Origin of the sequence: Paucibacter sp. TC2R-5 (assembly GCF_025717605.1) — a bacterium.
Classification (GTDB): domain Bacteria; phylum Pseudomonadota; class Gammaproteobacteria; order Burkholderiales; family Burkholderiaceae_C; genus Paucibacter_A; species Paucibacter_A albus.
Genome location: NZ_JAJIRQ010000001.1, coordinates 454799 through 476859 on the forward strand (window position 1 = coordinate 454799; position 22061 = coordinate 476859).

The 22061-nt window shown below is 61.1% G+C and carries 19 protein-coding genes and 1 pseudogene; 12 read left to right on the top strand and 8 right to left on the bottom strand.

Annotated elements, in window-relative coordinates:
* Positions 1–18: 18 nt before the first annotated feature.
* From lpxA to LNV08_RS01890, 4 genes are read left to right on the top strand one after another with little or no spacing between them, the layout of a single operon-like run.
* Positions 19–804, top strand: a complete 786-nt coding sequence (gene lpxA / locus LNV08_RS01875) for an acyl-ACP--UDP-N-acetylglucosamine O-acyltransferase (protein WP_263531950.1) — start codon at positions 19–21, stop codon at positions 802–804.
* Between the two features lie 11 nt (positions 805–815).
* The gene (gene lpxB / locus LNV08_RS01880; protein ID WP_263531951.1) at positions 816–1964 is read left to right on the top strand and encodes a lipid-A-disaccharide synthase; all 1149 of its coding nucleotides are present in this window, start codon (positions 816–818) and stop codon (positions 1962–1964) included.
* Positions 1933–2559: a ribonuclease HII gene (rnhB, locus tag LNV08_RS01885; RefSeq protein WP_263531952.1), complete on the top strand. Its 627-nt coding sequence runs from the start codon at positions 1933–1935 to the stop codon at positions 2557–2559. Before lpxB ends, rnhB begins: the two co-directional genes overlap by 32 nt.
* Positions 2556–3338, top strand: coding sequence for a TrmH family RNA methyltransferase (locus LNV08_RS01890; RefSeq protein WP_263531953.1), 783 nt, complete (start codon positions 2556–2558; stop codon positions 3336–3338). The genes rnhB and LNV08_RS01890 overlap by 4 nt, the downstream gene beginning before the upstream one ends.
* 61 nt (positions 3339–3399) lie before the next feature.
* Here LNV08_RS01890 and LNV08_RS01895 read toward each other — a convergent pair whose 3' ends face one another.
* Complete coding sequence (locus tag LNV08_RS01895) at positions 3400–4221, bottom strand: pyruvate, water dikinase regulatory protein (protein ID WP_263531954.1); 822 nt, start codon at positions 4219–4221, stop codon at positions 3400–3402.
* 241 nt (positions 4222–4462) lie between these two features.
* Between LNV08_RS01895 and ppsA the strand changes: the two genes are divergently transcribed.
* The 7 genes from ppsA (at position 4463) to dnaB (ending at position 12614) form a co-directional block, all read left to right on the top strand.
* Positions 4463–6871, top strand: a complete 2409-nt coding sequence (gene ppsA, locus LNV08_RS01900) for a phosphoenolpyruvate synthase (protein WP_263531955.1) — start codon at positions 4463–4465, stop codon at positions 6869–6871.
* Between the two features lie 257 nt (positions 6872–7128).
* The gene (locus tag LNV08_RS01905) at positions 7129–9243 is read left to right on the top strand and encodes a sodium:solute symporter family protein (RefSeq protein WP_263531956.1); all 2115 of its coding nucleotides are present in this window, start codon (positions 7129–7131) and stop codon (positions 9241–9243) included.
* A 192-nt stretch (positions 9244–9435) separates the two neighbouring features.
* A complete protein-coding gene (gene rpsF / locus LNV08_RS01910) occupies positions 9436–9798 on the top strand; it encodes a 30S ribosomal protein S6 (protein WP_263531957.1) in 363 nt (120 codons plus the stop codon).
* A gap of 88 nt (positions 9799–9886) precedes the next feature.
* Complete coding sequence (priB, locus tag LNV08_RS01915; RefSeq protein WP_263531958.1) at positions 9887–10207, top strand: primosomal replication protein N; 321 nt, start codon at positions 9887–9889, stop codon at positions 10205–10207.
* A gap of 12 nt (positions 10208–10219) precedes the next feature.
* Positions 10220–10510, top strand: coding sequence for a 30S ribosomal protein S18 (gene rpsR, locus LNV08_RS01920; RefSeq protein WP_263531959.1), 291 nt, complete (start codon positions 10220–10222; stop codon positions 10508–10510).
* Positions 10511–10523: 13 nt separating this feature from the next.
* Positions 10524–10979: a 50S ribosomal protein L9 gene (rplI, locus tag LNV08_RS01925; protein ID WP_263531960.1), complete on the top strand. Its 456-nt coding sequence runs from the start codon at positions 10524–10526 to the stop codon at positions 10977–10979.
* 177 nt (positions 10980–11156) lie between these two features.
* The gene (dnaB, locus tag LNV08_RS01930) at positions 11157–12614 is read left to right on the top strand and encodes a replicative DNA helicase (protein WP_263531961.1); all 1458 of its coding nucleotides are present in this window, start codon (positions 11157–11159) and stop codon (positions 12612–12614) included.
* A gap of 46 nt (positions 12615–12660) precedes the next feature.
* Here dnaB and LNV08_RS01935 read toward each other — a convergent pair whose 3' ends face one another.
* The 7 genes and pseudogenes from LNV08_RS01935 to LNV08_RS01965 all read right to left on the bottom strand — a co-directional run bounded on the left by LNV08_RS01935 (position 12661) and on the right by LNV08_RS01965 (position 20993).
* Positions 12661–14280, bottom strand: coding sequence for a response regulator (locus LNV08_RS01935; RefSeq protein WP_263531962.1), 1620 nt, complete (start codon positions 14278–14280; stop codon positions 12661–12663).
* A gap of 196 nt (positions 14281–14476) precedes the next feature.
* Positions 14477–15628 carry a molecular chaperone DnaJ gene (gene dnaJ, locus LNV08_RS01940; protein ID WP_263531963.1) on the bottom strand — a complete coding sequence of 384 codons (1152 nt, stop codon included), beginning with the start codon at positions 15626–15628 and terminating at the stop codon, positions 14477–14479.
* 125 nt (positions 15629–15753) lie between these two features.
* Positions 15754–17712: pseudogene (dnaK, locus tag LNV08_RS01945) on the bottom strand (molecular chaperone DnaK); the annotation flags it as partial.
* A gap of 115 nt (positions 17713–17827) precedes the next feature.
* A complete protein-coding gene (grpE, locus tag LNV08_RS01950) occupies positions 17828–18352 on the bottom strand; it encodes a nucleotide exchange factor GrpE (protein ID WP_263531964.1) in 525 nt (174 codons plus the stop codon).
* A 90-nt stretch (positions 18353–18442) separates the two neighbouring features.
* Positions 18443–18874, bottom strand: a complete 432-nt coding sequence (locus LNV08_RS01955; RefSeq protein WP_263531965.1) for an RNA-binding S4 domain-containing protein — start codon at positions 18872–18874, stop codon at positions 18443–18445.
* 14 nt (positions 18875–18888) lie between these two features.
* Positions 18889–20319: a sensor histidine kinase gene (locus LNV08_RS01960; protein ID WP_263531966.1), complete on the bottom strand. Its 1431-nt coding sequence runs from the start codon at positions 20317–20319 to the stop codon at positions 18889–18891.
* On the bottom strand, positions 20316–20993 hold the full coding sequence (locus tag LNV08_RS01965) for a response regulator transcription factor (RefSeq protein WP_263531967.1): 678 nt from the start codon (positions 20991–20993) through the stop codon (positions 20316–20318). Before LNV08_RS01965 ends, LNV08_RS01960 begins: the two co-directional genes overlap by 4 nt.
* Before the next feature lie 108 nt (positions 20994–21101).
* Here LNV08_RS01965 and LNV08_RS01970 point away from each other — a divergent pair, with 108 nt between their 5' ends.
* A complete protein-coding gene (locus tag LNV08_RS01970; protein WP_263531968.1) occupies positions 21102–22061 on the top strand; it encodes a Bug family tripartite tricarboxylate transporter substrate binding protein in 960 nt (319 codons plus the stop codon).

Sequence of the window (22061 nt, forward strand, 5' to 3'; positions counted from 1 at the left end):
TGCCGATTGGACTTGAGCATGAGCCTGATTCACCCGACCGCCCTGATCGACCCTGCCGCTCAACTGGACAGTTCGGTCAAGGTTGGCGCCTATACGGTGATCGGGCCGGATGTGCGCATCGCTGCGGGCAGCACCATCGGTCCGCATTGTGTGATCGAAGGGCATACCACGATCGGGCGGGACAACACGATATTCCAGTTCAACTCGATTGGCGCCGAACCTCAAGACATGAAGTACGCGGGAGAGCCGACCCGTTTGGTGATCGGCGACCGCAACACCATTCGTGAGTACTGCACTTTCAATACTGGAACGGTGCAGGACAAAGGCGTGACCCAACTTGGCGATGACAACTGGATCATGGCCTATGTGCACCTCGCTCATGATGTGCTGCTTGGCCACCACAATGTGTTGGCCAATGGTGTGACCCTGGCTGGCCATGTGGAAATTGGGGATTGGGTGACCGTCGGAGGCTTGACGGGGATGCTGCAGCGGATGCGCGTCGGCTCCCACGCGATGATTGGCTTTCAGGCCCATGTGGCGCAGGATGTGCCGCCCTTTATGACCGTGGACGGCAACCCTTTGATCGCGCGCGCGGTCAACATCGTGGGACTGCGACGGCGCGATTTTTCGGCCGAGCGCATCACCTTGATCAAGCAGATGCACAAGCTGCTGTACCGATCTTCCTTGACCCTGGAGCAGGCAGTGGCTGCGATGGCTGATTTGAAATCACAGCAAACCGAAGTTGCGGATATCGAGTTGATGTTGAACTTCCTCGCTGCCGCGTCACGCGGCATCGTGCGCTGAGCCGAGTGCTCATGAAGGACAGCTCCCCTCGTTTCGGCATGGTGGCCGGCGAGGCTTCCGGTGATTTGCTGGCCAGTTTGTTGCTGGCGGGTCTGCGTGCGCGTTGGCCCGAGTTGACCGCACAAGGTATTGGCGGGCCGCGTATGGCGGCGCAGGGCTTCGAGCCCTGGTGGCCGCTCGACAAGCTATCGGTGTTTGGCTATGTCGACGCTTTGTGGAATCTGCGGGAGCTGTTGAGCATACGCAAGCAACTGGGCGACCGCTTGCTAAGAGCCAAGCCTGATGTGTTCATCGGCATAGACGCACCCGATTTCAACTTCGGCCTGGAGCAGCGCCTGCGCGAAGGCGGCATCAAGACGGTGCATTTTGTCTGCCCCTCGATCTGGGCCTGGCGGGCCGAGCGGGTCGAGAAAATCAAGCGTTCGGCCGATCATGTGCTGTGCCTGTTCCCCTTCGAGCCCGAGTTGCTGAACCGACATGGCATTGCCGCGAGCTATGTCGGCCATCCGCTGGCAGATGCTATTCCGTTGACGCCACCTAAGCCTGAGGCGAGGGCGGCGCTGGCCTTCGGCGAGCAAGCGGTGGTGGTGGCCTTGTTGCCCGGGAGTCGGCGCAGCGAGATTACCTATATCGCCGAGCCGCTGCTGAAGGCTGCCGTCTTGATGCAGCAGGCCCGGCCTGAGCTACGCTTTGTGATGCCGGTGGCCCCAGGCCTGCGGGAGCTGATCGCGCCGTTGGTGGCAGCGCACGCACCGGCGCTCGATTTGACGCTGCTGGACGGGCGCTCGCATGAGGCATTGGCCGCCTGCGATGTCTGCCTCGTCGCCAGCGGCACGGCCACGCTTGAGGCTGCGCTGTTCAAGCGGCCCATGGTGATTGCCTACCGCATGCATGCACTCAACTGGTGGCGCATGAAGGGCCGCAATTACCAGCCCTGGATTGGCCTGCCGAATGTGCTGGCTCGCGAGTTCTTGGTGCCGGAATTGATTCAGGAAGCTTGCACGCCGCAGGCCCTGGCTCGCGAGGGTTTGGCTTGGCTGGATGACCCGGCTCGTTACGCACGGGTGCAAGCCTGTTTTGAGGAGCAACACCGAACGCTGCGCTGCAATACCGCGCTGAAGGCCAGCGATGCGATCGCAAAAGTCATCGATGGCGTTTGAACAGCTGGGCCTGGACTGGAATGGCCAGGGTTTGATGGCCGGTGTCGACGAGGCCGGGCGTGGACCGCTGGCCGGCCCGGTGGTCGCCGCGGCCGTGATGCTCAACGATGCCGAGCCGGTGCTGGGCCTGGCCGATTCCAAGGTCTTGACCGAGAAGCGGCGCGAGCGCTTGTTTGATGAAATTCGTGCCAAGGCGCTGTGTTTTTGCATCGCCGAGGCCAGCGTCGAAGAGATCGACCGCTTGAATATCTTGCAGGCCACGATGCTGGCAATGCGCCGCGCCGTCGAAGGCCTGCGGCTGAAGCCGTCCATGGTCCTGGTCGACGGCAATCGCCTGCCTATCCTGAAGATCGCGGCCGAGGCCATCGTCAAAGGCGATGCCAAAGTGCCGGCGATATCGGCGGCTTCTATCTTGGCCAAAGTGACGCGCGACCGCCAATGCCTGCAGATGGCCGAGGCTTACCCTGACTATGGCTTTGCTAAGCACAAGGGCTATCCGACCGCCGAGCATTTGGCGGCGCTGCAGGCGCACGGCGTGACGCCTTGGCATCGGCGCAGCTTTGGCCCAGTGCGCTCGGTGTTGGAGGCCAAATGAGTCAAGTACTGCACATCACCTCACGGGACAACCCCGTTTTGCAGCGCCTGCGCAAACTCAGCCAGGACGGCGGCGCTTATCGCAAGCTCGGCTCGATTTGGCTGGAAGGCGATCACCTGGTGCGTGCCTGTTTGCTGCGCAAGTACCCGGTTAGCTTGGCGGTGTTGACCGAGGCGGCCGCTGCCGACCCGGTTTTGCGCCAGCTGGCTGATGCGGCGCCGCGCCAACTGATCGTGCCGACGGCCTTGTTCAAGACCATCAGCGGCCTGGAGTCTCCAGCCCAGATCGGCTTTGAGGTGCCGCATGACGCTAGTCAAGCGATCAGCCCTGGTGTGGACAGCGTGGTGCTGGACCGCCTGCAGGACGCTGGCAATGTCGGCACGATTTTGCGCAACGCAGCGGCGATGGGCTTTCACCAAGTCTTGGCGATCAAGGGTACGGCGGCGCTGTGGTCCCCGAAGGTTTTGCGTGCCGGCATGGGCGCGCATTTCGGCCTGCGTCTGATTGAAGGTTTGGCGCCAGCCGATCTGGACGCCTTGGGCCTGCCCATGGTGGCGACCAGCTCTTACGCACAGCAGCAACTGCATCAACTCACGCTGCCCAGTCCCTGCGCTTGGGTCATGGGCCATGAAGGGCAGGGCGTGCAGCCCGACTTGATGCAGCGCTGTGGGCTGACGGTGGGCATCCCTCAGCCCGGCGGTGAGGAATCGCTGAACGTTGGCAGCGCTGCGGCGATCTGCCTGTATGAGTCGGCCCGCCAGCGATTGGTCAGCAATTAGAGTATTTGCGGGTTGGACCTTGTTGTATCCGACAAGCTCCGACCCCAACTAATTGAGCGGGTTAGTAGATCAAGCGATCCGGGCGCAGGTCGCGCAGGATGGTGGTGGCGATTTCCTCGATCGATTTGTGCGTCGACGACAGCCAAGCGATGCCGTCACGCTTCATCATGGCCTCGGCTTCATTGACCTCGTAGCGGCAGTTCATCAGATCCGCATATTTGGAGCCTGGCCGGCGCTCGTTGCGAATCTGGCTCAGACGCTCGGGGTCAATCGTCAAGCCAAAGCATTTGCGCTTGTAGGGGGCCAGTGAGGAGGGCAGTTTGCCGCGCTCAAAATCCTCTGGGATCAGCGGATAGTTGGCCGCTTTGATGCCGTGTTGCAAGGCCAGGTAAAGCGAAGTCGGCGTCTTGCCGCTGCGCGACACGCCCACCAAAATGACATCGGCAATATCGAGATTCTTCGAGGATTGCCCGTCGTCATGGGCGAGCGAGTAGTTGATCGCTTCAATCCGGTCGTGATATTCCTGGCTGCGCGCCACATCCGAGAAGCGCCCAACGCGGTGGTTGGACTTGACCTCAAATTCTTCTTCCAGCGGCTCGATAAAGGTGCCGAACATGTCGAGCACCCGGCCCAGGCAATGGTCGCGGACGATCTTCAGCACATCCCTGTCCACCAAGGTGGCGAACACGATGGCGCGCTTGCCCTCGCGCTCGCCGGTCTCATTGATCTCGCGCACGACGGCATAGGCCTTCTCGGCGGTGTCAACAAAGGGGCGGCGAACATGGCGGGGCTTGTTCGGAAACTGGGCCAGGATCGAGTTACCGAAGGTTTCAGCGGTAATCCCAGTGCCGTCCGAGACAAAATACACGGTGCGATGGGGCATGGTGGTGTTGCTCTAGAGTGATTCTGAATCATACGGGCATGTAACCCTTAGAATCTGCTGCAATTAGCCGCCAGCAGCCAAACGCCATGCGCAGTTTTTTGAGACTCAAGCCCGAGGTAGAACAAGAATCCAGAATTCTTGGGCTGAGTCACTGCGCCCCTGGAATGCGAGGCGCCGCCTCGGTTTCAGCCCCAGGCGCCTCGGCGGGAAGCCCGAATTTTCAACCTTACGGAGTTTTCCCATGTCCACACGCTATGAGCCGACCGCCCTGGTCGTTCCATTTGAGAATCTGAGAATGAGCGACGTCGAGGTCGTTGGCGGTAAGAACGCCAGCCTCGGCGAGATGATCTCGGAGCTGTCCTCCTCGGGCGTTCGCGTTCCTGGCGGCTTTGCCACGACCGCGCATGCCTTTCGCGAGTTTCTCAAACATCAAGGCTTGGACAAGCGTATTGAAGCGCGCCTGGCCACGCTCAACACCGATGATGTGCGTGCATTGGCCGAGGCCGGCGCCGAGATTCGCGGCTGGTTGGAGGCTCAGCCCTTTCCGGCCGATTTGGAGGCGCAGATCCGCGCGTCTTTTGCGCAGCTGACCGCCGACCACCCCGATGTGTCTTTCGCGGTTCGCTCATCGGCCACCGCAGAAGATTTGCCCGATGCGTCTTTCGCAGGTCAGCAAGAAACCTTCCTGAATGTGATCGGCATTGAGGAAGTGCTGCACAAGATGAAGGAAGTGTTCGCTTCGCTCTATAACGACCGCGCGATCAGCTACCGCGTGCACAAGGGCTTTGCCCATGCCGACGTGGCCTTGTCGGCCGGCGTGCAGCGCATGGTGCGCTCCGATCTGGGTTCGGCCGGCGTGGTGTTCACCATCGATACCGAATCCGGCTTCAAGGATGTCGTCTTCATCACCTCCAGCTACGGCCTGGGTGAGACCGTGGTGCAGGGCGCCGTCAATCCGGACGAGTTCTATGTGCACAAGCCGGCCTTGCAAAAAGGCAAGCTGCCCATCATCCGCCGTAACCTGGGATCCAAGCTGATCCGGATGGAGTTCACCTCGCCTGCCGAGAAGGCTGCGTCCGGCAAATTGGTCAAGACCGTGGACACGCTGCCCGAGGCGCGCAATCGCTATTCGCTGAACGATGCCGAAGTCATTGAGTTGGCCCGTTATGCCTTGATCATCGAAAAGCATTACGGCCGCGCGATGGACATCGAATGGGGGCGCGACGGCATTGATGGCCAGATCTACATTCTGCAGGCCCGCCCCGAGACGGTGAAGAGTCAGGCCGAAGGGCAGGTCGAACATAGCTACAAGCTCAAGGGCCACAGTGCGGTGCTGGTCGAGGGGCGCGCGATCGGCCAGAAGATCGGCACCGGCCCGGTTCGCCTGGTCACGCATATCAGCGAGATGGACCGGGTCCAGCCCGGCGATGTGCTGGTGACCGATATGACCGACCCGAACTGGGAGCCGGTGATGAAGCGGGCCTCGGCGATCGTGACGAACCGGGGTGGGCGCACCTGCCATGCCGCCATCATTGCGCGTGAACTTGGCATCCCGGCCGTGGTCGGCTGCGGCGACGCGACCGAGAAATTGAAGGAAGGTCAGTTGGTGACCGTGGTCTGCTCCGAAGGCGACACCGGCTTCATCTATGACGGCCTGCTGGAGACTGAGGTTACTGAGGTGCATCGTGGCGAGTTGCCCTATTGCCCGATCAAGATGATGATGAATGTGGGTAACCCACAGTTGGCCTTCAACTTTGCGCAGATGCCTAGCGCAGGAGTCGGCTTGGCGCGCTTGGAGTTCATCATCAACAACAATATCGGCGTGCATCCGAAGGCGATTTTGGATTACCCGAACATTGACGCCGATCTGAAAAAGGCGGTCGAGTCGGTGGCCCGTGGCCACGCTTCGCCACGCGCTTTCTATGTCGACAAGTTGGTCGAGGGTGTGGCGACGATTGCTGCGGCCTTCTTCCCGCGCCCGGTGATCGTGCGCCTGTCGGACTTCAAGAGCAACGAATACCGCAAGCTGATCGGCGGTTCGCGCTACGAGCCCGATGAAGAGAATCCGATGCTGGGTTTCCGTGGTGCTTCGCGCTACATCAGCGGCGAGTTCTCGGATGCCTTCGCGATGGAGTGCGAGGCGCTCAAGCGGGCTCGCAACGAGATGGGGCTGACCAATATCGAAATCATGGTGCCTTTCGTGCGTACCGTGCGCCAAGCCGAGCGGGTGGTGACGATGCTGGCGGAGCGCGGCTTGAAGCGCGCGGCGGCGGGCGGCCAAGACGGCCTGCGCGTCATCATGATGTGCGAGGTGCCGAGCAACGCGATCCTGGCCGAGCAGTTCCTGGAACATTTTGACGGCATGTCGATCGGCTCTAACGACCTGACGCAGCTGACGCTGGGCCTCGACCGAGATTCAGGCCTGGAGCAGTTGGCGGGTGACTTTGACGAACGCGATCCGGCCGTCAAGGCCTTGATCTCGCGCGCCATTGCCGCTTGCCGGGCAACCGGCAAGTACATCGGCATCTGCGGCCAAGGCCCAAGTGACCATCCTGACTTTGCCGACTGGTTGGCCGGTGAGGGCATCACGTCGATTTCGCTCAATCCCGACTCGGTGATCGAAACCTGGCAGCGTCTGGCCAAACGCTGAGAATCTGCGGCGTCTGCCCTGGATGGGGGGGGGGGGGGGGGGGGGNGGGGGGGGGGGGGGGGGGGGGGGGGGGGGGGGGGGCGCCTGCGAGCACCTTGTCAACGGCCCTGCGGGGCCGTTTTCTTTGGCTCCTACGTGCCTTTTACGGGCTCTGTCCTCCTCTGGCTGCCCCTGACTTGAGTGAACCTCGGGTTCTTGACAATAGGCAGCGGCACCGCCGGCCTGCATGATGCCGGGCCAACGCCACAGCAGGAACAATGAATTCGTCCCCAGCAGACCACTCTCAAGACTCGGCCAGTTCTGGTTTGAGCGCCGGCTTGGGTTCCAAGCTCAGGCGCATCTACGCTTGGTATACGCTCGGTTTTGTCGTGTTTGTGCTCTTGCTGGCGATTCTGGAGCGGGGGGGCTTGGCCAAGAGCTGGATAGGTTTCAGCTTTATGGCCGCGACCGTTGGCGTCTATGCCTGTATTGGCTTGTTGAGTCGCACCACCGACGCCGATGAGTATTACGTCGCGGGCCGACGAGTACCGGCGATCTTCAACGGCATGGCGGCCGGCGCTGATTGGATGAGTGCGGCCTCTTTCATCGGCTTGGCCGGCACGCTCTATTTGTCCGGCTATGGTGGCTTGGCTTTTGTCTTGGGTTGGACGGGCGGTTTTGTACTGGTTGCGCTGTGCCTCGCGCCCTATCTGCGCCGCTTCGGCCAGTTCACTATTCCCGACTTTTTGGGGGCTCGCTATGGCGGCAGCGCGCCGCGCCTGATCGGAGCCACCGCGGCTGTTCTGGTCTCTTTCATCTATTTGGTCGCGCAGATTTACGGCGTCGGCCTCATTACCTCCCGCTTGACCGGCTTGGCCTTTGAGGTTGGGGTCTTTGTGGGGCTTGGCGGTGTCTTGGTGTGCTCCTTCTTGGGAGGCATGCGCGCAGTCACCTGGACGCAAGTGGCGCAGTACATCGTTTTAGTGATCGCCTATTTGGTGCCTGTGGTCTGGCTGAGTGCCAAGCAAACAGGCATCCCGCTGCCTCAAGTTGTTTACGGCTATCAACTGGCCAAGTTGACTCAGCGGGAGCAGCAGTTGCTGACGGATCCGGCCGAACTTGAGGTGCGCGCCGTGTTTCAGCAGCGCGCCGATGGTTTCGCGCGCAAGTTGCAAGATGTCCCCGAGTCCTTGGCCTTGGAGCGCGCCCAGGCCGCGCATCGCGTGGCGGAGCTCAAGCGTCAGTCCGATACGCCTCTGGCCTTGGTCCAAGCCGCCGAGAAGAGCCAAGCAGCCCTGCCGCGCACCCCTGCAGAAGCACGCGATCAATGGCAGCGAGCTTTGGCCCTCAATGAGGCGAGGGCGCAGCCCTTGGTCGGCATGCCGCCCCATGCGCAGCAGTTCGCAGGGGACCCGGACGGCACGCCGCAAGAACGCCAACAGTTTGATGAATCGCGCCGCAACTTTATGGCGCTGGTCTTTTGCCTGATGGTGGGTACGGCCGGTCTGCCGCATATTCTGACCCGCTACTACACCACGCCTTCGGTGCGGGAGGCGCGTGAGTCGGTGGCCTGGTCCTTGATCTTCATCAGCCTGCTCTACCTCACGGCGCCGGCGCTGGCGGTGATGGTCAAGTACGAGATTTTCACCGAGTTGATCGGCACGCCGATTGCCAGCCTGCCGGCCTGGATCGGGCAATGGGCTCGGGTTGACGCGGGGCTGCTCGCGGTCAGCGATGTCAATGGCGACGGGATCTTGCAGCTTGGAGAATTGCGCATCAGCAGCGACATCATCATGCTGATGACGCCTGAGTTGGCGGGCTTGCCCTATGTCGTGTCGGGCATGGTGGCGGCGGGTGGCTTGGCGGCGGCCTTGTCCACCGCTGACGGGTTGCTGTTGACGATTTCCTCGGCCTTGTCCCATGATGTTTACTACCGGGTGCTCAATCCGGGGGCGAGCATGACGCGCCGGGTGACGATGTCCAAGGCCTTGCTGCTTGCCACGGCACTTGCGGCAGCGGCTATAGCGGCCCATAGACCGGCCGACATCTTGTATCTGGTCGCGGCCGCGTTTTCTGTGGCCGGGGCGGCTTTCTTCCCGGCCTTGGTGCTGGGTATTTTTTGGCGGCGGGCCAATCGCTGGGGGGCTGTGGCCGGCATGTTGGTGGGCTTGGGGCTGACCACTTACTACATGGTTCATGCCACGCCGGCTCTGCGTGCCGTCTTGGGCGTGCCTGGGGTCGCGTCCCTGTGGTGGGGCATTCAGCCAATCTCGGCCGGTCTGTTCGGCGTACCGGCGGGTTTTATTGCTGTATGGTTGGTCAGCTGCCTGACGCCCGCGCCCGGCCCCGAGCAACAAAGTCTGCTTGAGCGGATGCGGGCGCCCTCCGGCTAGCTGGGGCGATAAACACCTCCGCGTTCATCTGGCCCATGGTCTGAGTCTTGTCGAAGGCAAGAATAGGCGCTATACTCGCGGGTTCCACCTTGCCGTGACCACGTGACTGACGCTGTGGCTCGGCTTCCTCAGGCAAGGCTTGGCCGAAAAGGTTCGACCGAGTCCCTTGCCTGGAATCCACAAGGAGTATTTATGCGTCACTATGAAATCGTTCTGCTGATCCATCCGGATCAAAGCGAACAAGTCCCAGCCATGCTGGAGCGCTACAAAGGCCTGATCACCACTGGTGGCGGCGTTGTCCACCGCGTTGAAGATTGGGGCCGCCGTCAAATGGCTTACCTGATCCAGAAGTTGGCCAAGGCCCACTATCTGTGCGTGAACATCGAGTGCAGCAAGGAAACCTTGGTTGAGCTCGAGACCGGCTTCCGCTTCAATGACGCCGTGCTTCGCCACCTGACGGTGCTGAAGTCCAAGGCCGAAACCACACCTTCAGTCATGATGAAGTCTGTGGACCGCGAAGAAGCCCGCAAGGCTCCTCAAGTCGCGTCTGCCTAATTCTTTGAATTGGCTTTAGCTTGGTGTTTGAAACGGTAGTGAGCGTGCTTGGCTCCAGCGCGCAGCAAAACGGTCGGTGGGTTCCGCGTTGAATCAGCTGATCTTGCTGGCGCAAGTTCTGGAGTTAGGTTTGGTCAGGTATACACCGGCCGGTTTGATGGCCCTGGACTGCTGCTTGAAGCATGAGTCACAGGTGCAAGAAGCCGGCAGGCCACGCAAGATTTCCCTGGAAATCAAAGCCGTGGTGATTGGTGATCTGGCCAAGCGCTTACAGAGTTTGGGACTTGGAAATACGGCCCGATTTACGGGCTTCCTGAGTGCCCAGCGCAATGGTCGTGGAACAATTTTCCATATCACTGCACTCGATACCGTCACGACGCCAAATTGTTCGAATCCGGATAGAAATTAATGAGGTCACAAAATGGCTCCTCCACGCGGTAAAGGTCGCTTCTCGAAAGACAAGAAGCCCAAGCGCAATACCCAATCCTTGCTGTTCCGTCGTAAGCGTTTCTGCCGCTTCACCGTCACCGGTGTTGAGCAGATCGACTACAAGGACATCGACACGCTGCGCGATTTCGTCGGCGAAAACGGCAAGATCACGCCCGCTCGCCTGACTGGCACGCGCGCATTCTTCCAGCGTCAGCTGACTGTTGCGATCAAGCGTGCGCGTTTCCTCGCCATGCTGCCGTACAGCGATCAGCACAAGGTCTGAGGAGTAGGACAACATGCAAATTATTCTGCTTGAAAAAGTAGCCAACCTCGGCAACCTGGGCGATGTCGTCACGGTCAAGAACGGTTACGCCCGCAACTTCCTGATCCCAACTCGCCAGGCACGTCGTGCTACCGAGGCAGCGATCAAGGAATTCGAAGTCAAGCGCGCTGAGCTCGAGAAGATTGCTGCTGAAAAGCTGGCAACCGCTCAAGCTCTGGGCGAAAGCTTGACCGGCAAGACCGTCTGCATCAGCCAAAAGGCTGGCGTGGATGGCCGTTTGTTCGGTTCGGTCACCAATGCTGACGTGGCTGAAGCTCTCGTCAAGTTGGGCTTTGCTACCATCACCAAGACACAAGTTCGCATGCCTTTGGGCGCGCTGAAGGCTGTCGGCGAGTTCTCCGTCAACGTTGCTCCCCACACCGATGTGGTTGTGGAAGTCAGCGTCCAGGTGGTTCGTCAGGCCGACTAAGGTCTTGAGCAACTGGCCCTAACCGGTCAGCTGAAAAAAAGCCGACAGCTGTTACAGCCGTCGGCTTTTTGCGTTTTTGGCTGCTGGTTTATACAGAGTCATCCCCTGCATTTCCACAGGCTTGTCCACAGGACAGGGCTGTTTAGCAATTACCGAGCAGCAGCGAGTAGGACCACCATGAGCGCGACTTTCTCTTCAACGCCTTTACCTGGCTCTCCGGGTTCACCGGGTTCATCTGCCGGTGCTGATCGCCGTGACGACGAAGTGGCGCGTCTGCGCACGCCGCCGCATTCGATCGAGGCGGAGCAAAGCGTGTTGGGTGGCTTGCTGATTGATAACTCGGCTTGGGACCGGGCCGGCGATTTGTTGACCGAGTCGGACTTCTACCGCTTCGAGCACAAACAGATCTTTGTTGCCATCGGCAAGTTGATCAATGGCGGTAAGCCTGCCGACGTCGTGACCGTGTTCGAGGAATTGACCTCACACGGCAAGGCCGAAGAGTGCGGCGGTCTGGCTTATCTGAATGCTCTGGCGCAGAGCGTGCCGAGTGCCGCTAATATTCGCCGTTATGCGGAGATCGTGCGCGAGCGCGGCATTTTGCGCAAGCTGGTCAGCGCGAGTGACGAAATCGCCACCGCTGCCCTGAGCCCGCAGGGCCGGGCGGTGGCGCAAATTCTTGACGAAGCCGAGGGCAAGATTTTCCGCATCGGCGAGGAGGGCTCGCGCAGCCAGCAGGGCTTCCAGAGTATGGATAACCTGGTGGTGGCGTTGATCGACCGGGTCAATGAGTTGGCTGAAAACGGCGCCGAGGACGTCACCGGTGTTCGCACCGGCTTCTTTGATTTGGATCGCATGACGGCCGGTTTTCAGCCTGGTGATCTGATCATTTTGGCCGCCCGCCCGTCGATGGGCAAGACCGCGTTTGCGATCAATATCGGCGAGAACGTGGCCATCAACGAAGGCCTGCCGGTCGTTATTTACTCCATGGAAATGGGCGCCGCTCAACTCGCCATGCGTATGGTCGGCTCGATCGGTCGTATTGACCAGAGTCACTTGCGCACCGGTCGCCTGGCCGATGACGAGTGGGGCCGATTGTCTGAGGCCGTCGACAAGCTCGGCAAGGCCAGCATTTTCATCGATGAAAGCCCAGGCCTGAGCCCCTCCGAAGTGCGCGCGCGTGCGCGTCGGCAAGCGCGTATTTGCGGCAAATTGGGCTTGATCATCGTCGACTACTTGCAGTTGATGAGCGGCAACAGCGGCAATGAGGAAAACCGCGCGACCGTGATCGGTGAAATCTCGCGCGGCCTGAAGGCGCTGGCCAAGGAGTTGCAGTGCCCGGTGATTGCGCTCTCGCAGCTCAACCGAAGCGTTGAGCAGCGCCCCGACAAGCGGCCCATGATGAGTGACTTGCGGGAGTCGGGCGCCATCGAGCAGGACGCGGACATCATCATGTTCATCTACCGCGACGACTACTACATGAAGGAAGAGTCCAAGGAGCCGGGCATTGCCGAGATCATCATCGCCAAGCAGCGTAACGGCCCGGTCGGAACCGTCAAGCTGTTCTTCCAGCGCATGCATACCAAGTTTGAAAATCTAGCACCTGGCTACGTCGGCGTGAGCGGCGACGAGTACTGATCGGCCCCGAGCAGCAGGAGCTTGTACGCGGACATTAACGCGCACCTTAGGTGCGCAGAGCCAGCCCACCAGCCGCTCGCTTGCGGTTGGCCGTGCCACCCAGCGGCAGTACATACTTGGCGTGCAGCTGCTGAATCGTTTCGGTCAACTCTTCGGCATCCTCGATCTTTTCGGTGTGACGCTTGAGCACCAGGCTGGCCATATCGATCAGCTTGGCGTTGCGGGTGACTTCGCCTTGCTGGATCAACAGGGCAACACCGACGCGCGCCGAGCCGCGCATCGAGTGGCGCATCGCGGTTTCGGCGATGCTGAAAATCTTGGCATGGCTGCTGCGCAGCTCTTCGGCCACCCGCTCATTGCCTTCGCTCATGGCCACCAGCACCTCGGTGGCCGCCTTCGCGGTGCAAAAGCGCAGGCCAAGCTGGGTGACCAGTTGATCCATCTCATCGAGTTCAATCATCGTCGCCAAGCGCACCCACAGCGCCAGCAAGAGGCTCGCTGCCTCTAGATCAAAGTCTTCTTGTTCGCTGGATCGGCGGGTCAGTTCACGCGCCAGTTCGAGTGCGTCGGCAACGCGCTTTTCAAGCATGAAGCGCAGGCATTTGAACAGCCCGTCAAAACGCTGCAGGCGCTTGGAGTTAGGGTGGCGTTCGAGCTCGCTGGTCATCGCATCGGCGGCGTATTTCAAGCCTTTGCTGTCGCGGTTGTCAAAGCGCATCAAGCCGATCAGGGCCAGGGTTAGCATGTCGAACAGCTTGGAGCGCAAGCCCTGCGCCATCGTCTGTTCCAGCTGCTTCAGGGCTTCGGCTCGCTGCCCGGCGTAGAAAGCCAGGCAGCCGCAGCGCTGTGCCCGCAGCAGGCATCCCGGTGTCAATCTCGCAGCCGTTCGATAGGTGGCCAATGCGCCTTCGATTTCGCCCAGATCCATCTGCACCCGGCCCATCACATCATGCGAGTCGGCATGGTCTGGGATGTCGCCGATCAGGGTTTCCAAGGTGCGGCGAGCCGCCGCCACATTGCCCGAGCCCAACTCGGTACGGGCGACGCCCAGGCGCGCCCAAGGGACGGTCTTGGCGGCAATGATGGCGTCATAGAGTTGGCGTGCATCATCAAAACGGTTGAGTCGCAGCAGCAACTCGGCGCCAATGCGTGCGGCATAGAGCCAAAACTGCCCTCGCGCTTCAAAACGCTTGAGGCAGTGACCGGCGGCCGCCTCGAAGTCCTGCCGTTCAATCGCTTCGAAGATATCTTTCAGGACGCGTTTGCGATGCCTGGCGTTGGCCAAACGGTCTGACAAGGAGGCCATGGTGTAGGGCTTGACCAGATAAGCGTCCAGCGCAGCTTCTGCGGCCTCGGCCACCTTGCTGTAGGAGGCCTCGCCGGTCACCATCACAAACACGGTCGAATAGGGCAGCAGATGCTCGCGGCGTAGCTCATCCAGCAAGTCCTGCCCCGACATTTCGCTGCCATCAAAATGGTAGTCGCACAGCACGATGTCATAGGCTTTGTGCTCAAGAATCACGCGGGCATCGTTGATGCGCGTGGCTTGGCGAACCTGTGCCACGCCCAGGTCTCTCAGCTGGGACGCCATCAGGCTGCGCGATGTCGCATTGCTGTCGATCACCAGCGCGCAGGCATTCTGAATATCGCTGTCCATCATCGCCATGCTGGACTCCCGCTCGCGGTCTTTGGCATCTGTTGATTTGAGCTTGGTTTGGGTGCAGGGCTTCTCACACCGAGCTTATCGGCCGCACTGTGGAGAAACTGAATCGACTCGGCGCCGGCCGTGCAGGATGACACAAAAAAAGCGCCCCGGTCGGCGAGGGCAGCGGGGCGCTTTGGCTTCATCGCAGCAAGCCTGCTTACTTGAAGATGTCCTTGACCCGATCGGCCCAGCTCTTGGTATTGGGCGAATGGCGCTCGCCGCCGTCGCGGAAGGACTTGTCCAACTCCTTCATCAGCTTGCGTTGATGCTCGGTCAGCTTGACCGGCGTCTCGACGCTGATGTGGCAGTACAGATCGCCCGGATAGCTCGAGCGCACACCCTTGATGCCCTTGCCGCGCAGCCGGAAGGTCTTGCCATGCTGCGTGCCTTCGGGCAGGTCGATCTCGGCCTTGCCACCTAATGTCGGCACTTCTATGGTGCCGCCCAGAGTGGCTGTGGTCAGCGGCGTCGGCATGGTGCAGTGAAGGTCATCACCGTCACGCTCGAAAATCTCATGCTGCTTCAAACGAATCTCGATATAGAGATCGCCTGCCGGGCCGCCGTTGACGCCGGGCTCACCATTGCCGGCCGAGCGAATGCGCATGCCTTCGTTGATGCCGGCCGGAATCTTGACCTCCAAGGTCTTGCTTTTCTTGACCTTGCCTTGGCCATTGCATGCCGTGCAGGGGTCGGGAATGATCTTGCCGGTGCCGTGGCAATGCGGGCAAGTCTGCTGCACCGAGAAGAAGCCCTGGCGCATATGTACGGTGCCGGCGCCATTGCAGGAACCGCAAGTCTTGGCGCTGGTGCCGGGTTTGGCGCCACTGCCGCTGCAGGTCTCGCAGCTTTCCCAGCTTGGAATGCGGATCTGCGACTCCTTGCCCCGTGCCGCTTCTTCCAGCGTGATTTCCATCGCGTAGGAGAGGTCGCTGCCGCGATAGACCTGTTGGCCACCGCCGCCGGCACGCCTGCCCGCACCACCGGCGCCACCATTGAAGATGTCACCGAAAATGTCGCCAAAGGCTTCTGCGAATCCGCCAAAGCCTTCGCCGCCCGCGCCGCGACCACCCATATTGGGGTCCACCCCGGCATGGCCATGCTGGTCATAAGCCGCCCGCTTTTGCGGGTTGGAGAGCATCTCGTAGGCTTCTTTGCCTTCCTTGAATTGCTCCTCAGCCTTCTTCGCCCCCTCGCCTTGATTGCGGTCGGGGTGGTACTTCATGGCCAGCTTGCGGTAGGCCTTCTTGATTTCGTCCTCGGTCGCATTTTTTGCGACGCCGAGAGCTTCGTAATAGTCACGCTTTGCCATGAGCCAGATCCGTACATTTCAAACAACAGCGCCGCGACGAGCTTTTGGGTCAGACCCTGGGGCTGCGTCGCGGCGGCGGTGACGGTCAAACCCGTTGCAGCAACGAGTTTGACGCATCAGTTACATCACTTCGAGTCTTTGACTTCCTTGAACTCGGCGTCGACGACATTGTCATCAGCCGGTTTGGCAGAAGCCTGCGCTTGCGGCTGCTCGGCCGCACCTTCAGCAGCGCCGCCAGCCGCAGCCGCTTGCGCTGCCTGAGACTCCGCATAAACCTTCTCGCCCAGCTTCTGGCTGGCTGTCATCAGCGCTTCGGTCTTGGCTTCGATATCGGCCTTGTCCTCGCCCTTGATGGCTTCCTCGGCGTCCTTGAGTGCCGCTTCGATCTTTTCCTTCTCGGCCGCTTCGAGCTTGTCGCCATGCTCGGTCAGCGATTTCTTGACCGAATGCACCATGCCATCGGCTTGGTTGCGGGCTTGTACCAGCTCGACCTTCTTCTTGTCTTCGCCGGCATTGGCCTCGGCGTCCTTGACCATCTTCTCGATCTCGGCTTCGGTCAGGCCGGAGTTGGCCTTGATGGTGATCTTGTTTTCCTTGCCGGTGCCCTTGTCCTTGGCGCCGACATGCAAGATGCCGTTGGCGTCGATGTCGAACGAGACCTCGATCTGCGGCGTGCCGCGTGGTGCCGGCGGAATGCCTTCCAGATTGAACTCGCCCAGGCTCTTATTGCCCGAAGCCAGCTCGCGCTCGCCCTGATACACCTTGATCGTCACGGCCGGCTGGTTGTCGTCGGCGGTCGAGAAGGTCTGTGCAAATTTGGTCGGGATGGTGGTGTTCTTGGTGATCATCTTGGTCATCACGCCACCCAGGGTTTCAATACCCAGGCTCAGCGGTGTGACGTCCAAGAGCAGCACGTCCTTGCGCTCGCCGCCCAAGACCTGACCTTGAATCGCGGCACCGACGGCCACGGCCTCGTCCGGGTTCACGTCACGACGTGGCTCCTTGCCGAAGAACTCCTTGACCTTGTCCTGCACCTTGGGCATGCGGGTCATGCCGCCGACCAGGATCACGTCGTCAATGGCGGACACGGCGATGCCGGCGTCCTTCATGGCGATGCGGCAAGGAGCGATCGTGCGCTCAATCAACTCGTCCACCAAGGACTCCAGCTTGGCGCGGGTCAGCTTGACGTTCAAGTGCTTGGGGCCGGTCGCGTCAGCGGTGATGTAAGGCAGATTGACGTCGGTCTGGGCGGAGTTGGACAACTCGATCTTGGCCTTCTCGGCCGATTCCTTCAGGCGCTGCAGGGCCAGCACGTCCTTGGTCAGATCAACGCCCTGGTCCTTCTTGAACTCGCTGACGATGTAGTCAATGATGCGCTGGTCGAAGTCTTCACCGCCCAGGAAGGTGTCGCCATTGGTCGACAGCACTTCGAATTGCATCTCGCCGTCGACGTCCGCGATCTCGATGATGGAGACGTCAAACGTGCCGCCGCCCAGGTCATAGACAGCGATCTTGCGGTCGCCCTTGCCATGCTTGTCCAGACCAAAGGCCAGTGCCGCAGCGGTAGGCTCGTTGATGATGCGCTTGACGTCCAAGCCGGCGATACGACCGGCGTCTTTGGTCGCCTGACGCTGCGCGTCATTGAAGTAAGCCGGCACCGTGATGACAGCTTCGGTGACTTCTTCACCGAGGTAGTCCTCGGCGGTCTTCTTCATCTTGCGCAAGATCTCGGCCGACACTTGCGGAGGTGCCAGCTTCTTGCCGCGCACTTCAACCCAGGCGTCGCCGTTATCGGCCGCAGCAATCGTGTAAGGCATCAGGTCGATGTCTTTTTGCACTTCTTTTTCGGTGAACTTGCGGCCGATCAGGCGCTTCACCGCGTACAGGGTGTTCTTGGGGTTGGTGACAGCCTGGCGCTTGGCCGAAGCGCCGACCAGGATTTCGCCATCTTCTTGGTAGGCAATGATGGACGGTGTCGTGCGAGCGCCTTCAGCGTTCTCGATCACGCGCGTCGTGTTGCCTTCCATGACGGCCACGCACGAATTCGTGGTGCCCAAGTCAATACCGATGATCTTTCCCATTGTCTTTTCTCCTGAAGATTTGTTGAGAGCCGAAGCGTTTTTGCTTGAGCGGCTGCCTTAAAACTGATGCTTATAAGCTGTGGATAACTTGCTGGCTTTCAAGCCCCGCAAGTCATATTTATTTGGGGGCCGTAACAGTCACCAGAGCCGGGCGCAGCGTGCGATCGGCGATGGAGTAGCCTTTTTGAAGCACCATCACCACGGTGTTGGGCTCCTGCTCGGCCGGCACGACCGAGATTGCCTGGTGCTGGTGGGGATCGAATTTGGTGCCGGCGGCCGGGTTCAATTCGATCACCTTGTTGCGCTCCAGCGCGGCTGCCAATTGGCGCTTGGTGGCGTGCACGCCTTCGAGCACCGTCTCGACCTTGGCGTCTGGCATGGCGATCGCAGCTTCCATGCTGTCCATCACTGGCAACATCGATTCGGCAAAGGACTCAACTGCGAATTTGCGGGCCTTGCTGACATCGTCGTCGGCGCGGCGGCGGATGTTCTCCACCTCGGCCTTGGCGCGCAGATAGGCGTCCGACATTTCGGCCAAACGCGCTTCCAATTCAGCCACTTTGCTGTCGTCGCCGCTGTTGACAGCGGCAATCAGTTCTTCCTGGCTGAGAGGTTCTTGGGGGGGATTGTTAGGTGTCGTCATGATGCGGAAATAAGCAATGGCGTCTATATGGACGCCTTTCCAAGGATTTCAAGAGGGGTATTTGGGACAGTTGTTGCGGGAATCCCGGAACTAGTTGCCGTCTGAAGCGGACCAACGATCCCAGTCTGCCAGCCGGCGACGGTCCTGCTTGGTCGGCCGCCCTTGCGTGATACTTTGAGCTGGCTCGGGTGCCAGTCGGCGGGCTTCGCTGAGTTTCTCCCGCTGGGCGACACTGTCAGGTGTTTCTTCATACAGGGCTTGTGCCTGCGGGGCCGGGCCGCGCACATGGCTCAAGCCTCGCACCTGCACCTCGCGCTCCACCACGCCTTGGCGGAACTTCAGCAGATCGCCAACTTTGAGTTCGCGTGAAGCCTTGGCCACCAAGCCATTGACCTGCACGCGGCCGCGGCCGATCTCTTCGGCCGCCAGCGAGCGAGTTTTGAAGAAGCGCGCCGCCCACAGCCATTTGTCCAGCCGCAGTCCGCAGGAGAGTTTGTCGTAGGCAGGCAGCGCAGATTTCATGGCCGTATTTTCACTTAACTCTGAACGGATACGCTCAGAGGCAGTCGGACGACAGCGTCCAAGCCTTCGATCTGGCCCTGGCGGATGCGATTCTCTAGCGCAACGGCGCCACCCAGTGACTGTGCAATACCCTGGCAAATCGCCAGCCCCAGGCCTGAGCCCTTGCTGGCGCTGCCGGCTGCAAAAGGCAGGAAGAGCTGTGCCTGTTGCCCGGCCGACAGACCCGGCCCCGAGTCGGCAATCGTCAGCACGGCTTGGCTCTCGGCGCGCACCAGTTGAATGCTCAAGCCCCCGCCGGCGGGGGTGTGCAGAATCGCGTTGTGCAGAAGATTTCGGGTCAGTTCGCGCAGCGCCCAGGCATGGCTGTCAACCGCCGCGGGCTCGGTCACGATATCAAAGTCCAGTTGTTGCTCGGCGATCAGCGGCGCCAAATCCAGCGCGACGGCCCGCGTCAACTCGGCCCAGTCCTGCGTCGGCAGTGACTCCAGACCCTGGCGCAACTGCTCGACCTTGGCCAGCGCCAGCATCTGGTTGGCGACTTGCGTGGCGCGGCTGACGGTCTGGTCTATCTCGCTCAAGGCCTGCATCGGTTCAACATCGCCGTGCAGCGCCGACTGCACCTGGACCTTCAGCACCGCCAGCGGCGTCTTCAACTGGTGCGAGGCGTCGCGGATGAAGCGTTTTTGATACTCGAGCAACTGGCTCAAGCGCTCGACCACCTGGTTGGTGGCGTCCACCAAGGGTCGCCACTCGCGCGGTGCGTCGGGCGCCAGCACCGGCGACAGATCGCCTTCGCTGCGCTCCAGCAACTGCTGGCTCAGGCGGCGCACCGGCGAGGTCGCGCGCTGGACCACCACCACCACCACCACGCCAATCACCAGCACCAGCAGGACCTGGCGCCAGACGGTTGCGATCAGGATCTGGCGCGCCAGCGTGTGGCGCAGTTCAAGCGTTTCGGCCACCTGGATGGTCGCCATGCCCTGACCTGCGGTGCCCGCCACCGGCTGCAAGAGCACGGCCATGCGCACCGGCTCGCCGCGAAACTGCGCATCGTAAAAGGTCACCAGCGCCGCATAGGGACCCTGTTCGGGCAGCTTGCCGCGCCAAGTTGGCAGGTCCTCAAAGCCGGACACCATTTCGCCCGCGAAACCGCTGACCCGGTAATAGATGCGGCTACGATTGTCGGCCTCGAAGGCCTCCAGCGCCGAGTAGCTGAGCTTTGCATGCAGCTTGGGGGCACCGAGCTCGTCGCTGCCAATCTCCAGCAGCTCGCCGATGGACTTGGCTGTCGCCAACAAGGTGCGGTCATAGGCGGTGTCAGCCGCTAGCAAGGCCTGATGGTAGAGGCTGACGGTATTGAAGGCGATCAAGAGCACGACCGGTAGCAAGATGCCGACCATCAATTGGCGGCGCAAAGAACTGGCACCGAGTGAACGCCGCGTCATGCCTGCGCCTTCAGCAAATAGCCCAGGCCGCGCAAGGTCACCAGCTGCGCGCCGGTGTGCGCGATGCGCTTGCGCAAGCGGTAGGCGACAACCTCGATCGCCTCCAGCTGCACCTCGGCCGCGCCAGGGAAGACCAGGTCGAACAGTCGCTCCTTGGCCATCGCCGTACCCGGACGGGCCAGCAAGGCGCGCAAGAGCGCGCCTTCACGCGGCGTCAGCTCCAGCAAAACAGCGTCGTGGTAGACAGCGCCGCTGTCTGCGTCCACCCGCATGCCGCAGAAGGCGCCGTTGCTGGCGCCGGTCTTGACCGCTGCACCGGCGCGCCGGCCCAGTGCTTGTACGCGCGCCATCAACTCGTCAAGATCGAAAGGTTTGGGCAGATAGTCATCGGCGCCAACATTGAGCCCCAGGATGCGGTCACCGACGGTGCCGCGTGCGGTCAGGATCAGCACCGGCGCCGCCAAGCCTGCCTTGCGCGCTTGCGCCAGCACTTCCAGGCCGTCCAGGCCCGGCAGGCTCAGGTCCAGTACCACCACATCCGGCAAGCAGGCTTGCCAGCGGCCGAGTGCCAAGGCGCCGTCACTGCAAGTCGCCACTTGCAGGCCGCGCCGCTCAAAGCTGCGTGTCAGGCTGAGCAGCATGGCGGGGTCGTCTTCGATCAACAGCAGTTTCATGGTCTTCGCTCTAGCGGGTTTGCCCTAGTCCATTCGACAGCGAACTGACAGGCTTGACGGCGACGATGGCGAGGCAGTAGTACAGACAGATAACAGGAGACAAACATCATGCGTCGCGATACCTTTTTGAAGTCCATGGCCGCCTTGGTCGCCAGCGCCGGTCTGCCATTGTCAGCCCAGGCCGCAGCCAATCTGAAGATGATGATTCCGGCCAATCCGGGCGGAGGCTGGGACAGCACCGGCCGCGCATTGGGCAAGGCTTTGCAGGACGCCGGCCAAGTCTCATCCGTGCAGTTTGAGAACAAAGGTGGCGCGGCCGGCGCCTTGGGCCTGGCCCAATTCGTCAACGCGTCCAAGGGCGACCCGAATGCGCTGATGGTGATGGGCGCGGTGATGCTGGGCGGCATCATCACGGGCAAGCCGCCGGTCAGCTTGTCGCAGGCGACACCGATTGCGCGCTTGACGACCGAGTACAACGTCTTCGTGCTGCCAGCCAACTCTCCGTTGAAGGACATGAAGGATGTCGTCGAGCAGTTGAAGAAGGACCCCGGCAGCGTCAAATGGGGCGGTGGCTCGCGCGGCTCGACCGAGCATGTGGCGGCCGCGATGATTGCGCGCAACGCCGGCGTTGATGCGGCCAAGATCAATTACGTGCCATTTCGCGGCGGCGGCGAGGCCACGGCTGCGATCCTGGGCGGCAATGTCACCGTCGGTGGTAGCGGCTATTCCGAGTTTGCCCAGTACATCGCCAGCGGCAAGATGCGCGCGATCGCAGTCACCTCGGATCAGCGCCTGCCCGGTGTCAAAGTGCCGACCCTGCGCGAGTTGGGGATAGATGTGGTGATCGGCAACTGGCGCGGTGTATACGCTCCTCCTGGCATCACGCCGGAGCAGCAAAAGGTCTTGACCGACATGGTCACAGCGGTGTTCCGCAACAAGGCCTGGATCGCGGCGCTGGAGTCAAACAACTGGACGCCCGCGCTGTTGACCGGCAAGGCCTTTGCCGACTTTGTAGACCAAGAGTTCGCCATGCTGCGCGCCATCATGGTCAAGTCGGGGATGGTCTGA